We start from the raw sequence: 15,555 nt of genomic DNA on the forward strand, positions 1-15,555 counted from the left end.
ATGAAGGTATTGATAGTCGACGATGACGTGGTGTCGCGCATGATGCTGATGCACATGATCGACAACACCGCGAGCGGCGTGTTCGACGTACTGGAAGCGGAGGATGGCGCAGACGCCTGGGCGCAGCTGGACGCCGGCGCGAACCCCGCGCTGCTGTTCTGCGACCTGCGCATGCCGCGCCTGTCCGGCATGGAATTGCTGGCGCGCGTGAAGGCGGACGCCCGCTTCGCCGGACTGCCGTTCGTCCTCGTTTCGGCCGCGGCCGACGGCGCGACGATGGAACAGGCGCTGTCGCTGGGCGCCGCCGGCTACATCGTCAAGCCGTTCGACGCCGCGCGCGTCGCGCAGCACCTGCAACCCCTGATGCGCGCGCCAGACGAGCAGCCCGACGCCACCCTGCGCCGCCTCGGCATCGACGCCACGCGCCTGCTGCTGTATCTCGGCGGCCTGCAGCGCCAGCTCGTCAGCGCGGGTACCGACCTGGCCGCGCTGCTGGCCACGAGCCAGCTCGACGCCGCCCGCGCCCACCTCGCGCGCCTGTGCGAAGGGTGCCGTACGCTGGGCCTGCACGGTGCCGCGCACGGCTTCGACGCCTTGCGCTCCGCGCCCGACGGCGCCGCCCTGACGCGCGAACTGGAAGCCGCGCACCGCGCCGTGCTGCGCCAGACCGACGCCACGCGGCACCTGGCGATGTAAGGTTGCGCGCCTGTCCGCAACGTTAAATTCCTGCTGGAAAACGACAAAAATTGTTGTCGGAAATGTTGTAAATCACCCCTCCACACGGCCACGGAATCCGGCATACTGATCTTTTGCCGTGGCCGGCATGCAGCACCTTCCAGGCAGAACGGCAACTTGTCGGGCGTCTTTTTTGCCCCGTTCGGACCACGCCAAGCGCGCGCCGTCCGTCACGAGCTTGTCATTAAAATAGTCGACTTTGCACGGCAGCAGAGAACTGTCGGGATGGACTATCGACCAGGGATTGCATGAGCGAGGACTATGAAGACCACGGTTTCCCCCAGCCTGACCTTCCTTACCGGCGGCGGCCAGATGGCCGCGCATATCGCCGACCATGACTGGCACATCACGCCACTCGGCCCCATCGAGGACTGGCCCGCCGCATTGCGCACGGCACTGGGCCTGGCGCTGAATTCCCGGTTCCCCACCTTGCTGTGCTGGGGCGCCGACCTGATCAGCTTTCCTAACGACGCCTGCATGCCGTTGCTCGGCGACAAGGCCGCGCTGGGCCGGCCGTTCCGCACGGCCTGGCCGGAGGTGTGGGACACCGTCGGGCCGATCGCAACGAAAGCCCATGCGGGCGAAGCCTGCCACCACGAAGACATGCCCGTGCCGATGGCGCGCCACGGCTATCCGGAACAGCGCTGGTTCACGTTCTCGTACAGCCCCGTGCGCGACGACGACGGCACCGTCGGCGGCATCCTGTGCACGGTCGTCGAGACGACGGGCAAGGTGCGCGCGCTGGCGTCCCTGCGCCAGAAGGAAGAGTCGCTGCGCCGCCTGAACGAGGCGCTGACGCACCAGGTGGCGTCGCACGCGAGCGACCGCGAACGCCTGTGGCGCATCTCGCCCGACGTGATGGCCGCGGCGTCGCTGGCGACGGGGCGCTTCCTTACCGTGAATCCCGCGTTCACCGCGTGCTTCGGCTGGAGCGCCGAGGAAGCGACCACGCGCCCGTTCATGGACATGGTGTACCCGGACGACCGCGAGGACGTGCTGCGCAAGATGCAGATCCTGGCCGACGGCACCCCGCTCGTCGGCTACGAGACGCGCGTGCTGCACAAGGACGGCTCGTACCGCTGGGTGTCGTGGACGATCTCCCCGGAAGGCGAGCTGCTGTACGGCGTCGCGCGCGACATCACGGCGGAAAAACACCAGGCCGACGCGCTGCGCCAGGCCGAGGAAGCGCTGCGCCAGTCGCAGAAGATGGAAGCCGTGGGCCAGCTCACGGGCGGCCTCGCGCACGATTTCAACAACATGCTGGCGGGCGTCACGGGCCACCTGGAACTGATGAAGCTGCGCCTGCGCATGGGCCAGAGCGGCGACCTGCTGACGCGCATCGACGCCGCCCTCGGCGTGACCCAGCGCGCGGCCGCCCTGACGCACCGCCTGCTCGCGTTCTCGCGCCGCCAGGCCCTCGATCCGAAGCCGACCAGCGTCAACGCGCTCGTGATGTCGATGACGGACCTGATCGAGCGCGCGGCGGGCCCGTCGATCGCCGTGCGCACGCGTCTCGCGGCCGCGCTGTGGACGACCCTGTGCGATCCGAACCAGCTGGAAAGCGCGCTGCTGAACCTCGCGAACAATGCGCGCGACGCGATGCCGGAAGGCGGCCTGCTCGTCATCGAGACGGAGAACGTCACGTTGACACAAGCCCAGGCGCGCCGCCACGGCGACCTGCGGCCCGGAGAATATGTGCAGGTGAGCGTGCGCGACAACGGCGCCGGCATGGCGCCCGACGTCGTCGCGCGCGCGTTCGATCCGTTCTTCACGACGAAGCCGATGGGGCAGGGGACCGGCCTGGGCCTGTCGATGGTGTACGGCTTCGCGCACCAGTCGGGCGGCAACGTGCGCATCGAGTCGCGGCCGGGGCAGGGGACCGAAGTGCGCCTGCTGCTGCCGCGCCATCTCGTGGAGACGCAGCCGGCCGCGAGCCCCGACGTCGAACCGCCGCTGGAAGCAGGCACGCGCAAGGGTGTCGTGATGGTCGTCGACGACGAGGCGGACATCCGCGCCGTGATGACCGAGGTGCTCGAATTGCAGGGCTACACGGTGCTCGTCGCCTGCGATGCGCCGCAGGCGCTGCGCCTGTTGAAGGACACGCGGCCGGACATGCTCGTCACGGACGTCGGCCTGCCCAACGGCATGAACGGCCGCCAGCTGGCCGACCACGTGCGCGTGCAATGGCCGCAACTGCCCGTGCTGATGGTGACGGGCTATGCGGAAAGCACGGTCATGAAGAACGAAAAGCTGCCCGCGCAGATGGAGATCCTGACCAAGCCGTTCGCGATGAACGCGCTGGTGGACAAGGTCGGGTGCATGCTGGCGCTGACCGTGGGCGCGGAGACGGGGGCCGAAGCCGCCTGAGCGGCCCCGGCTTTTCAATGGGCGGGATCAGGCGGCCAGGTCGTTCCGGCCGTCGTCCAGCGTGACCGGTTCCCCGAACTGCACGGTCCGCGTCGCGATGTCGTGGTACGCGCCCACGAGGCCCATCTCGCCGCGCGCGATGCGCTCGCGCAGGAAGGCGCTGCCGGCGATGATCTCGTCCAGCGAGTTCTCGATATTGCGCCGCGTGACCGCCTCGAGCATTGCCTTGCCCTCGGGCGGATGGTGGGCGCCGCATTTGCACTGGTCGACCGCCTTGCGGATCTTGCCCGTGATCGCCCCCATGCTGTGCGCGCCTTCGTTCTGCAGCGCGAGGCCGATCGCGCCGCAGCTCGAGTGGCCCTTCACGACGATCAGCTTCGCGCCCAGTTTATGGGCGATCTCCAGGCTGCCGATGATCTCGCGGCTGATCACGTTGCCCGCGATGCGGATCGTCAGCAGGTCGCCCAGGCCGGCGTCGAAGATGATTTCCGGCGACGTGCGCGAGTCGATGCAGTTGACGACGACGGCCATCGGGTGCTGCCCGCCCGCCGTCGCCTCGACCTGGTGCAGATAGTATTTCTTCGTCGTGCGGCCCGCACGGAAGCGCTCGTTGCCGTCACGCAGCAGCTGCAGCACGTCTTCCGGAGCCAGCCTGGTCTGCGTGTCCTTGTCGAGGGCGGGGACGAACTGGATCGGATCGTGCAGGCTGTACTCGTCGCGCAGGCCCACGACGTTCAGCTTGACGTTGCGTTCCGCCGCCACGACGCGGTAGTCGTTGATGACTTCCAGCACGTCGTGGTCGATGTAGTCCGAGTTGGCCGCGTCGATCAGCACGTTCGCGTTCTCCGGGATTTCCCACAGCGCGCTCTTGATCGTGGCCTTGTTCAGGAACGACACCTGGTTCGGCAATTCCATCTTGACGACCTCGCCGATGTGCAGGCGGTACTGCTCCATCGAGAACGGATTCTTGAAGTGGCTGCGCATCAGGTAGAACAGGCTGGCGGCGAGGCCGACCAGCACGCCGGTCAGCAGGTCCGTCAGCACGATGGCGGCCACGGTGACGGCGAACGGCACGAATTGCGACCAGCCCTTCTTGTACATGTCGCGGAACAGCGAGACCTTGGCCAGCTTGTAACCCGTCACGATGAGGATCGCGGCCAGCGCGGCCAGCGGAATCAGGTTCAGCATGGGCGCCAGCACGAGCACGCTGGCCAGCAGCAGCACGCCGTGGAGGATGGTCGAGGCCTTGGTCCGGTTGTCGTTCTGGATGTTGACGGAACTGCGCACGATGACGGACGTGACGGGCAGGCCGCCCAGCAGGCCGGCGCAGATGTTGCCGACGCCTTGTGCGACGAGTTCGCGGTTCGTGGGCGTTTCGCGCTTGTGCGGATCGAGCTTGTCGACCGCTTCCACGTTCAGCAGCGTTTCCAGCGACGCGACGATGGCGATCGTGAAGCCGACGATCCAGACGTCGTGGTTCGTGAAATGGGCGAGATCCGGGAAATTCAGGTAGGCACCCAGGTTACCGATATCGAGGGGCGGAATATCGACGAGATGTTCCGGATCGATACTCAGTGCGGGAAAGAAACGATCGAATGTCACATTCAATGCAACACCCAGTGCCACGACGAACAATGGCGCCGGCAGCAATTTAATGTTCTTTAATGGCGTCCTGTCCCAATACACCAGGATCAGCATCGACAGGAGCGCAATGATCATGGCGCCGGGCGTGATCGCGCTGAATGCATGCGCAATCGCGGAAAACGTGTTTTCGCCATTGGCCTGGATGAACGACGTTTCATCGGCCGGATTGACGTCATAACCGATCGCATGGGGAATCTGTTTGAGTATCAGCAGAATGCCGATCGCCGCGAGTAATCCCTTGATTACGTTCGAGGGAATGTAGTTGGCGATAAAGCCGGCACGGGCGACACCCATGGCCAATTGCATTACGCCGGCAAGCAATATTGCCGCGAGCAGGATTTCGAAAGCGCCGAGTTTCGTGATCGAGGCGAGGACGACGGCCGCCAGCCCGGCCGCGGGGCCGCTGACGCTCGTATGGGAACCGCTGATGGCACCCACGACGATGCCGCCGATAATGCCGGAAATAATCCCTGCAAACAAAGGGGCGCCGGAGGCGAGGGCAATACCGAGACACAGGGGCAAGGCGACAAGAAACACTACTATGCCGGCCGGCAAATCGTACTTGAGGGTATTCGTATGCATGGGAATCTCACGGAAGAACGATGGTTGTCAGTCAGAATGCGCTGATTCGTTTTGCGCATGGCGATATAACGATTTACATCGGTTTATGGCCGATGAACCGGATTCATGAACGTTTGATTTGGATTGAACCAAAACGGTGCAATGCACCGTTTCGATGCATTTTCAGGAGCGTCGATTGTTAAAACGACGGGGAAAAAATATAACATGCAGTTTGCAAATGCGTCCAGCATGCACGGTCAAACGTTACAATTCTTTCGGGCTAAATAGATTTGGATAAAAGCGGTTTTTATCCAGTTATTTTTATTGCTTTGAATAATGCCGAATTGGGAATCTGCCAAATGCGCGGATGCCGGGAGAGGGGGCGAACGTTGTGGGCGGGGCCTGGCTGCTGTAGAATAGCTGGCTGCAGTACGCAGAGTGTCGCCATAGTACAATGGATAGTACAAGGTCCTCCTAAGACTTAGATGCAGGTTCGATTCCTGCTGGCGACACCAGTTTCACCTTCCCCCAGCCGCATCAGGCCGTCCCCCTTCGGTACAATGCCTGCTTTCTCACACTCTTACTGATACCCGCGCACGATCCGCGTCGCGGCCGCTCACACCATGGCTGTCATTTCCCTCTCTTCCGCGCAACTGGCCTTCGGCCACGTCGCGCTGCTCGACCATGCCGATTTCTCGCTGGAAGCCGGCGAACGCGTCGGCCTCATCGGGCGCAACGGCACCGGCAAATCCTCGCTGCTGAAAATCATCTCCGGCCGCTCGAAGCTGGACGACGGCCTGCTCGTCATGCAGCAGAGCGTCAAGATCGCGTACGTCGAGCAGGAGCCCGTATTCGATCCGGAGATGACCGTGTTCGATGCCGTCGCCACCGGCATGGGCGACCAGCAGGCGATGCTGGCCGAGTACGAATCGCTGACGGGGCAATTCGGCCAGGGCAATGACGACGCGATCATGGAGCGCATGCACGATCTGCAGGCCAAGCTCGATGCGACGGATGCGTGGAACCTCGGCAACCGCGTCGAGACGACGCTGGGCCGCCTGGGCCTCGCGGGCGATGCGACCATGGGCACCTTGTCGGGCGGTATGCAGAAGCGCGTGGCGCTGGCTGTCGCGCTCGTGTCCGGTCCCGACGTGCTGCTGCTGGACGAACCGACGAACCACCTGGACTTCACGTCAATCCAGTGGCTGGAAGGCCTGCTGCGCGAATTCCGCGGCTCCGTGCTGTTCATCACCCACGACCGCCGCTTCCTCGACAACGTCGCCACGCGCATCGTCGAACTGGACCGCGGCCGCCTGCTCTCGTTCCCCGGCAATTTCAGCAAGTACCAGGAACGCAAGAAGGAACTGCTCGCGATCGAAGAGGTCGAGAACGCCAAGTTCGACAAGGTGCTTGCACAGGAAGAAGTGTGGATCCGCAAGGGCGTGGAAGCGCGCCGCACCCGCAACGAAGGCCGCGTGCGCCGCCTGGAAGACCTGCGCCTGCAGCGTGCTTCGCGCCGCGACCAGCAGGGCCAGGTGCGCATCGACGTGGCGACCGGCGAGCGCTCCGGCAAGATCGTCGCGGAACTGGAAAACATCTCGAAGTCGTATGGCGCCAAGGTGATCGTGAAAGACTTTACCGGCACGATCATGCGTGGCGACAAGGTCGGCCTGATCGGCCCGAACGGCGCGGGCAAGACGACGCTGTTGAAGATCATTCTCGGCGAAGAGACGGTGGACAGCGGCAACGTCAAGCTGGGCACGCGCTTGAACGTCGCGTACTTCGACCAGATGCGCGCGCAACTGAACGAGGAAGCGACGCTGGCCGACACGATCGCGCCGGGCAGCGACTGGGTCGAGATCAACGGCCAGCGCAAGCACGTGATGAGCTACCTGGGCGACTTCCTGTTCGCGCCCGAGCGCGCGCGTTCGCCCGTGAAATCGCTGTCCGGCGGCGAGCGCAACCGCCTGCTGCTGGCGCGCCTGTTCGCCAAGCCGGCCAACTGCCTCGTGCTCGACGAACCCACCAACGACCTCGACATCGAGACGCTCGAACTGCTCGAAGAACTGTTGACGGATTACTCGGGCACGGTGTTCCTCGTCAGCCATGACCGCACATTCCTCGACAACGTCGTCACGCAGGTCATCGTTTCCGAAGGGCAGGGGACGTGGCGCGAATTCGTCGGCGGCTACAGCGACTGGGAGCGCGTGAAGGCGGCGCCGGCGCCCGCGGCGGCACAAAAGGCCGCGCCGGCGAAAGCGCAGGATATGTCATCCAACGCACAGAACGCGTCGGGCAAGAAGGTAAAGTTGAGCTACAAGGAACAGCGAGAGCTGGAGGAGTTGCCGCAGCTTATCGCCAGCCTTGAAGACGAGCAGTCGGCCATCACGGCACAGCTGAATGCGCCCGACTTCTACAAGACCAATCCCGCTGACGCGCGCCGGATCAATGCGCGTTACGCGGAAATCGAGGAGCTTCTGCTCGACGCCCTGGAGCGTTGGGAAGGCCTCGAAGCGCGCGCGCGGGGAGACTAGCCCATGCGTTAGCGCATCGCTGAGCGCGGGCCAGGCGCCCGCTGACGGAGAGACATGACTGAGCATGACGACCGCTGCGCCGTGCCCGCCACGGCAGCCATCCGCACCGACGCTCCCATGTTCAACCGCGCGGCCTGGCTCCGCATCCTGCCCTTCGCCGCCTACCTGGCCTTCATCGTCATCGGCGACGTGCTGCAACGCCTGGGTGTCGCGCCGGACGCCCTGCGCTGGCTGTACCCCGCCAAGATCGCCCTCGTGGCCCTGTTGCTGGCGCTGTTCTGGCGCCAGTACAAAGAACTTTCCCGCTTTCATCTCGCACCGTTGCACGCGTTTACCGCGCTGGCGACGGGCGTGCTCGTGCTCGTCCTGTGGATCAGCCTGGACGCCGGCTGGATGGTGTTCGGTTCCCCGTCCGGCTTCGATCCGCGCGTCGACGGCCGCATCGACTGGCTGCTCGTGGCGATCCGCATCGCCGGCGCCGCGCTCGTCGTGCCCGTCATGGAAGAGTTGTTCTGGCGCTCTTTCCTAATGCGGTGGGTGGATGCGCCAGACTTCGCGTCGGTTGAGCCCTCTCAACTCTCCATCAAAAGCTTCGTCATCACTGTCGTGCTGTTCGGTGTCGAACATAACCTCTGGCTTGCGGGGATCGTCGCGGGCGCGGCCTACAGCCTGCTGTACATGCGTCACCGCAACCTGTGGTCGCCGATCCTGGCGCACGCCGTCACCAACGGCCTGCTGGGCGTGTGGGTGGTTCGGACCGGCAGCTGGTCTTACTGGTAAGCCGTCCGCCATTAACTTCAAGAAAAAGACTAACCATCATGCTGAATTTCCGCGTGCGTCCCCTTGCCCTGTTGCTCTGCACCCTGTTCACGTTGCCGGCCGGCGCCGGTCCCAGCGATGCGCTCCACCTGTATGCCGGCGTCGGCTACGGCCACGACGACAACCTGCTGCGTGTGCCGGAGGGGCAGCCCGGGTTCGACGGCACCCGGGCCGATTCCTGGTGGATGCGGGAGGGCGGATTGATCTTCGATAAGACCTATAGCCGCCAGCGGATTTCCATCGTGGCCAAGCTGTCGAAATACGACTTCGACCACTTCAAACAGCTGAATTACGATGGCAAGGACTTGCAGGCAACCTGGTTCTGGCAACTCGGCAACCACCTCGAAGGCAAGGTCGGCACCACCTATCAACAGGTGCTGGCGCCGTACACCGATTTCCAGAGCAACGAGCGCAACCTGCGCCGCAGCCGCAGCCACTTCGCGGAAGGCGCGTGGCGCTTTCACTCGTCCTGGCGCGTGCGCACGGGCTTCCAGCGCGACAAGTACGACTACGAGCTGTTCGCCCAGCGCTACAACAACCGCACGGAAGATGCGAGCGAGGTCGAACTCGATTACCTGCCCAGCAGCGGCAGCACGGTCGGCCTCGTGGCGCGGCGGGTCAAGGGCAAGTATCCCTATCCGCGCCCCGTCGGTCCGAATCTTCTCAACGACAACTTCACGCAGGACGAACTGAAGGCGCGCGTGCTGTGGATCGCGACGGGTTCCACGACGTTCGATGCACTGGTCGGCTACACGCGGCGCGACCAGCCGTCGTTCGGCACCGGCAAGACGAGCGGCGTGGCCGGCAAGATCAAGGCCACGTACCAGCCGCGCGGCAAGATGACGTACCGGGCCGCCGTCTGGCGCGACTTCGCGCCGCTGGAAAGCACGGTCGTGAGCTATACGCTGAACAAGGGCGCCAGCGTCGGCGCGCAATGGGATGCGACGGCCAAGATCAAGGTGAATGCCGACGCCGTCTACGAACGGCGCAACTACAACGCGCGCGCGTCGTTCGCCAGCGCGGGCGACATCCGCGATGCCATCCGCACGCAGAGCCTGTCCGCGACGTGGACGCCGCGGCCGACCATCCAGGTGTCGGCGGGGCTGGCGCACCAGGCGCGCAGCGGATCGCCCGTGCTCGGTACGGGCAGCTTCAAGTCGAACAGCGTGTCGCTGTCGGCCAATGCGCAGTTTTGAATGCGCAGCTTCCGATCATTCTCATGACGGTCAATGACATACCGCTGATCTCGTTCTTCCAGCGCGTACTCGATCCCCTGATCATCATGGGCACGCTGTACCTGTCGGCGGTGCTGTTCCATGAGCCGTTCTCGGGCTACCTGCTGGTATTGATGGTGCTGGCCTTCTTCATTTCGTCGGCCGTGTACCAGCACGTCGATCCGTACCGCACGTGGCGCAGCGGGCGCATGTGGGCCTATGCGCGCGACACCGTGTTCGGCTGGTGCGTGACGATCGCCGTGCTGATGTTCCTCGGCTCGTCCAGCGGCCTCAAATACTATTACGACGAGCGCGTGCTGCTGGCCTGGGCCGTTGCCACGCCGCTCATTCTGCTGGGCAGCCACATCGCCGTGCGCATTGCGAGCCGGCCCGGCAAGAGCAAGGAAGTGCGCTCCGTGGTGGTGGTCGGCGTCAACGACGTGGGCTTGAAATTCGCCGGCATCTGCGACCGCCATCCGAACCTGTTCATGCAGGTGCGCGGCTTCTTCGACGACCGCGACGGCGAACGGCACCCGGCCGAGCTGCCGCATCCGATGCTGGGCAAGACGAGCGAGCTGGTGCAGTACGTGCGCGACAACGGCATCAAGATGATCTTCATCAGCCAGCCGATCTCCGCGCAGCCGCGCATCCGCAAGCTCATCGACGAGTTGCAGGACACGACCGCGTCCGTCTATTTCCTGCCGGACGTCTATATCTTCGACCTGATGCAGGCGCGCTTCGACAACGTGGGCGGCATGCCCGTGATCGCGATCTGCGAGACCCCGTTCATGGGCCTGAACAGCACCATCAAGCGCGGTTCCGACATCGTGCTGTCGAGCCTGATCCTGCTGCTGCTGGCGCCGCTGATGCTCGTGATCGCCGCGGTCGTCAGGATGAGTTCTCCTGGCCCCGTGATCTTCCGCCAGCGCCGCTACGGCCTGTATGGCGAAGAGATCATCGTCTACAAATTCCGTTCGATGAAGGTGATGGAAAACGGCGATACCGTCGTGCAGGCGCGCAAGGAAGACGACCGCGTGACGCCCATCGGCCGCTTCCTGCGCCGCACGTCGCTCGACGAGCTGCCGCAGTTCGTCAACGTGCTGCAGGGCAGGATGAGCATCGTCGGGCCGCGTCCGCACGCGGTCGCGCACAACGAGCAATATCGCAAGCTGATCAAGGGATACATGCTGCGCCATAAGGTCAAACCAGGCATCACCGGTTGGGCGCAGGTCAACGGGCTGCGTGGTGAAACTGCCACGCTGGACAAGATGGAAGCGCGCATCCAGTACGACCTCGATTACCTGCGCAACTGGTCCCTGTGGCTGGACCTGTGGATCGTTCTCAAGACCGTGAAAGTGGTGCTCACGCGCGAGAACGCGTTTTAGAACCTGCACATGCCGGGTCGCTTAGCTCCCGCTTAAAGAGGCCGATTCAATCGGATCGGCGCTTGCGGCGCCCGATGGGCTGCGTGAAAATAATTGCTGAGATTGCAATTTTTTATTGATTTTGCATAACAATTCGCCAGGACAACAGCCAATGAAGAAAGCGTTGATCACGGGTGTCACTGGCCAGGACGGTTCCTATCTCGCGGAACTGCTGCTGGCCAAGGGTTACGAAGTGCATGGCATCAAGCGGCGCGCCTCGCTCTTCAATACCGAGCGGATCGATCACATCTACCAGGATCCGCACGTCGAGGACAATCACTTCCACCTGCATTACGGCGACCTGTCCGACACGTCGAACCTCAACCGCATCCTGTGCGAAGTCCGGCCGGACGAAGTCTACAACCTCGGTGCGATGAGCCACGTGGCGGTGTCGTTCGAATCGCCGGAATATACGGCCGACGTGGACGGCCTCGGCACCCTGCGCCTGCTGGAAGCGATCCGTTTCCTCGGCCTGGAAAAGACGACCCGGTTCTACCAGGCATCGACATCGGAGTTGTACGGCCTTGTCCAGGAAACCCCGCAGCGCGAGACGACGCCGTTCTATCCGCGCAGCCCGTATGCCGTCGCCAAGCTGTACGCCTACTGGATCACGGTGAATTACCGAGAAGCGTATGGCATGTACGCATGCAACGGCATCCTGTTCAACCATGAGTCGCCACGCCGCGGCGAGACCTTTGTCACGCGCAAGATCACGCGCGGCCTCGCGAACATCGCGCAAGGCCTGGAGCAGCAACTGTTCCTGGGCAACCTCGACGCGCTGCGCGACTGGGGGCATGCGCGCGACTATGTCGAGATGCAATGGCTGATGCTCCAGCAGGACACGCCCGAGGACTACGTCATCGCGACGGGCCGCCAGTATTCCGTGCGGCACTTCGTCGAGGTGGCCGCACGCGAGCTGGGCATCGAGATCGCATGGCAGGGCGAGGGCGTGCACGAACGCGGCGTGATCGCCGCCATCCATGGCGACAAGGCGACCGGCGTCGTGGTGGGCCAACCGATCGTCGCCGTCGACCCGCAATACTTCCGTCCGACCGAAGTCGACACGCTGCTCGGCGACCCGGGCAAGGCGCGCCGCCGGCTGGGATGGGAGCCGCGCACCTCTTTCGAAGCGATGGTGCAGGAGATGGTGGCGCACGACCTCGAGACGGCGCGTCGCCACAAGCTTCTCGCCTCGCATGGCTACAACGTTGCAATTTCACTGGAGTGAACGTTGAATACTCAACCCCGCATCTATGTGGCCGGCCATAACGGGCTGGTCGGTTCGGCCATCGTGCGCGTGCTGCGCGCGCAAGGCCACACGAACATCGTCACGCGCAGCCACGCGGAACTCGAACTGACCGACCAGGCCCAGGTCCGCGCGTTCTTCCGCAATGAGCGCATCGACCAGGTCTACCTGGCCGCCGCCAAGGTCGGCGGCATCCATGCGAACAACACGTATCCGGCCGACTTCATCTACGACAACATGATGGTGCAGGCGAACGTCGTGCACGAAGCCTGGCGCAACGGGGTGAACAAGCTGCTGTTCCTGGGCTCCTCGTGCATCTACCCGCGCCTGGCCCGGCAGCCCATCAAGGAAGAGTATCTGATGAGCGGCATGCTGGAGCCGACCAACGAACCGTATGCGATGGCGAAGATTGCCGGCATCAAACTGTGCGAAAGCTATAACCGCCAGTACGGCACGGATTACCGCAGCGTGATGCCGACGAATCTGTACGGCCCCGGCGACAACTATCACCCGGAAAACAGCCACGTGATCCCCGCACTGATGCGGCGCTTCCACGAGGCGAAGCTCGCCGGCGCGCCCGAAGTCGTGATCTGGGGTAGCGGCAAGCCGATGCGCGAATTTTTATACGTCGACGACATGGCGGAAGCGAGCGTGTACGTGATGAACCTCGACCACGCCACGTACGCGTCGTACACCGACCCGATGCATTCGCACATCAACGTGGGCACGGGCGAGGACGTCACGATCGCGGACCTCGCGCGGCTCGTCGGCGAGACCGTCGGCTACCGCGGCCGCATCGCATTCGATCCCACCAAGCCGGACGGCACGCCGCGCAAGCTGCTCGACGTGTCCAAGCTGAAATCCCTCGGCTGGCAGGCGCGCACACCGTTGCCGGAAGGATTGCGGCGCGCGTACGCGGCCTTCCTCGACCTGGTGGCGGACCAGGAAAAGCGGGCCGCCGCCTGAGCGATCGCGGCGGGAGCCGTACGGCAGAGTGTTAATTGACGAACAGAGTCCGCGTCGTGCGGCTCCCAGAATGAGCGGGCTATAACAAGAGTTCCACCCCATTCCCAAGGAAACCCAGTGAACAACAACCACGTGGCTGCCAACATGAACACATCCTCTCCTACGACTCCGAAGCGCGTGCTGTGCGCCGCGCTGATCCTGGTTGCGGCAACCTTGAGCGCGTGCGGCGACAAGGCGAAAGAAAAGAAACCCGGCCAGGCGCTGGCGAGCGTGAATGGGGAAGAGGTTACGGTACTCCAGCTCAACGAGGAACTGCAGCGCGCGGGCGTCTCTGCCGCCCAGCAGGATGCCGCCAGCAAGCAATTGCTGCAGGTTCTCATCGACCGCCAATTGCTGCAGGAAGCGGCCGCCAAGGAAAACCTCGACCGCGATCCCAAGGTCATGCAGGCGATCGACCGCGCCAGATCGCTGATCATCGCTCAGGCCTATCTGCAAAAGCGCGTCGGCAACGTGGCGAAGCCGACGCCGGCGGAAGTCGAGGACTACTACAACAAGCATCCCGAATTCTTTTCCAATCGTAAGCAGTTCAGCATGAACGAACTCGTGATCTCCGCCAACGACCTGACGCCCGAGGTACGCAGCGCGGCCGACAGCGCCAAGTCGCTGGAAGAGGTCGCCGTGTGGCTGGACACGCACAAGATCAAGTACGGCCGCAACCAGGTCACGCGCTCGACGGCCGACGTGCCGCCGCAGCTGTCCTCGAAGTTGCTGGGCATGCCCAAGGGGCAGCTGTTCGTCGTCAAGGAAGGGCCGCGCGCGATGTTCATTTCCGTCGCCGAAGTCAAGGATGCGCCGGTCTCGCTGCAGGTCGCATCGAACCAGATCGAGCAATTCCTCGTGAACCGCAAGAACAAGGAACTGGCCGCGGCCGAGCTGCAGCGCCTGCGTTCCACCGCAAAGATCGAGTACCTGAACAAATCGATGGTGCCCGATCCCAAGGCCGCGCCGGCGAGCGCGGTGGCGAATGCCGATCCCGCCGCGGCGGCACCCGCCGCCATGCCCGCGGCGGACAACGCACCAGCCGACAACGCATCCGGGGCCGACAAGGCAGCGCTGGACCGCGGCGTCGCCGGACTGAAGTAATCCCAACATTGACGACCCATAAGGAGTGAAGAAGATGAAACGACTCGTACACTGGATGGTTGCGGCAGTCCTCATGCTCGGCGCGGGCATGGCCGGTGCGGCAGAAATCCTGCTGGGCCCGGGCGACGTGGTCAAGGCATCGGTCTACGGCAGCCCCGACCTCGCGATCGAGACGCGCGTCTCGGAAGGCGGCACGATGACGTTCCCGCTGCTGGGCGAAGTGCAGGTCGGTGGCCTGACGACGCAACAGGCGGAAAAGAAAATCGGCGGCCTGCTCGAAAAGGGCGGCTACCTCAAGAAGGCCCAGGTCAACCTCTTGATCACCACGCTGGCGAGCCAGCAGGTGTCCGTGCTGGGCCAGGTCAACCGTCCGGGCCGCTATCCGGTCGACGGTCCGCGCAAGGTGCTCGATCTGCTGGCGCTGGCCGGCGGCATCGGCCCGGAAGGCGGCGACATGGTCAGCCTCGTGCGCACCCGCAACGGCGTCACCACGCGCGAAACCATCGACGTCGTCGAGATGGTGCGCAAGGGCGAGCTGAACCGCGATTACGAAGTCGCCGGCGGCGACATCATCTTCGTCGAACGCGCGCCGCGTGCCTACATCACGGGCGAAGTGCAGCGTCCGGGACCGTTCCGCCTGGAACGCGCGATGACCGTCCAGCAGGCGCTGTCGGCCGGCGGCGGCCTGACCCAGCGCGGCACGCAGCGCGGCCTGCGCATCACGCGCCGCGACGCGGGCGGCACGCCGCACACGATCGAAGCGAAGGCCGATGACCTGGTCCAGGTCGACGACGTCATCACGGTCAAAGAGTCCTGGTTTTGAGGGAACCTCGATAAACCTACTGCGCGTCGCATCTTTGGCCTGCGATGCTCGCCGTACCGGATGTACGGCTGCGCTTCTC

11 protein-coding genes and 1 tRNA gene are annotated in these 15,555 nt (G+C 64.1%); 11 read left to right on the plus strand and 1 reads right to left on the minus strand.

The window, feature by feature from the left end:
• Positions 1-696 carry a response regulator transcription factor gene (locus ASD28_RS10875; protein ID WP_056127028.1) on the plus strand — a complete coding sequence of 232 codons (696 nt, stop codon included), beginning with the start codon at positions 1-3 and terminating at the stop codon, positions 694-696.
• Positions 697-996: 300 nt separating this feature from the next.
• Positions 997-3,102, plus strand: coding sequence for a PAS domain-containing sensor histidine kinase (locus tag ASD28_RS10880; protein WP_056127031.1), 2,106 nt, complete (start codon positions 997-999; stop codon positions 3,100-3,102).
• 27 nt (positions 3,103-3,129) lie between these two features.
• On the opposite strand, the gene ASD28_RS10885 is transcribed toward ASD28_RS10880, so the two are convergent.
• Positions 3,130-5,328 (minus strand): bifunctional SulP family inorganic anion transporter/carbonic anhydrase, encoded by a 2,199-nt coding sequence (locus ASD28_RS10885; protein ID WP_056127033.1) that lies wholly within the window; start codon positions 5,326-5,328, stop codon positions 3,130-3,132.
• 419 nt (positions 5,329-5,747) lie between these two features.
• On the opposite strand from ASD28_RS10885, the gene ASD28_RS10890 reads away from it, so the two are divergent.
• The 9 genes from ASD28_RS10890 to epsE all read left to right on the plus strand — a co-directional run bounded on the left by ASD28_RS10890 (position 5,748) and on the right by epsE (position 15,476).
• Positions 5,748-5,822: transfer RNA gene (locus tag ASD28_RS10890), tRNA-Arg, on the plus strand.
• Between the two features lie 108 nt (positions 5,823-5,930).
• A complete protein-coding gene (locus ASD28_RS10895; RefSeq protein WP_056127034.1) occupies positions 5,931-7,841 on the plus strand; it encodes an ATP-binding cassette domain-containing protein in 1,911 nt (636 codons plus the stop codon).
• A 54-nt stretch (positions 7,842-7,895) separates the two neighbouring features.
• Positions 7,896-8,621: a CAAX prenyl protease-related protein gene (locus tag ASD28_RS10900; RefSeq protein ID WP_082577448.1), complete on the plus strand. Its 726-nt coding sequence runs from the start codon at positions 7,896-7,898 to the stop codon at positions 8,619-8,621.
• A 38-nt stretch (positions 8,622-8,659) separates the two neighbouring features.
• On the plus strand, positions 8,660-9,856 hold the full coding sequence (gene epsL, locus ASD28_RS10905; RefSeq protein ID WP_056127036.1) for an XrtB/PEP-CTERM-associated polysaccharide biosynthesis outer membrane protein EpsL: 1,197 nt from the start codon (positions 8,660-8,662) through the stop codon (positions 9,854-9,856).
• Positions 9,857-9,879: 23 nt separating this feature from the next.
• Positions 9,880-11,259, plus strand: a complete 1,380-nt coding sequence (locus ASD28_RS10910; protein ID WP_056128312.1) for an undecaprenyl-phosphate glucose phosphotransferase — start codon at positions 9,880-9,882, stop codon at positions 11,257-11,259.
• 151 nt (positions 11,260-11,410) lie between these two features.
• Complete coding sequence (gene gmd / locus ASD28_RS10915) at positions 11,411-12,526, plus strand: GDP-mannose 4,6-dehydratase (RefSeq protein ID WP_056127038.1); 1,116 nt, start codon at positions 11,411-11,413, stop codon at positions 12,524-12,526.
• A 3-nt stretch (positions 12,527-12,529) separates the two neighbouring features.
• Positions 12,530-13,510 carry a GDP-L-fucose synthase gene (locus ASD28_RS10920; protein ID WP_056127040.1) on the plus strand — a complete coding sequence of 327 codons (981 nt, stop codon included), beginning with the start codon at positions 12,530-12,532 and terminating at the stop codon, positions 13,508-13,510.
• Between the two features lie 117 nt (positions 13,511-13,627).
• Positions 13,628-14,653, plus strand: a complete 1,026-nt coding sequence (locus tag ASD28_RS10925) for an EpsD family peptidyl-prolyl cis-trans isomerase (RefSeq protein ID WP_229412196.1) — start codon at positions 13,628-13,630, stop codon at positions 14,651-14,653.
• 34 nt (positions 14,654-14,687) lie between these two features.
• Positions 14,688-15,476, plus strand: a complete 789-nt coding sequence (gene epsE / locus ASD28_RS10930; RefSeq protein WP_056127043.1) for a polysaccharide export protein EpsE — start codon at positions 14,688-14,690, stop codon at positions 15,474-15,476.
• Positions 15,477-15,555 lie beyond the last annotated feature (79 nt).

The organism is Massilia sp. Root133, from assembly GCF_001426525.1.
In the GTDB taxonomy this organism is placed as follows: Bacteria; Pseudomonadota; Gammaproteobacteria; order Burkholderiales; family Burkholderiaceae_D; genus Telluria; species Telluria orientalis.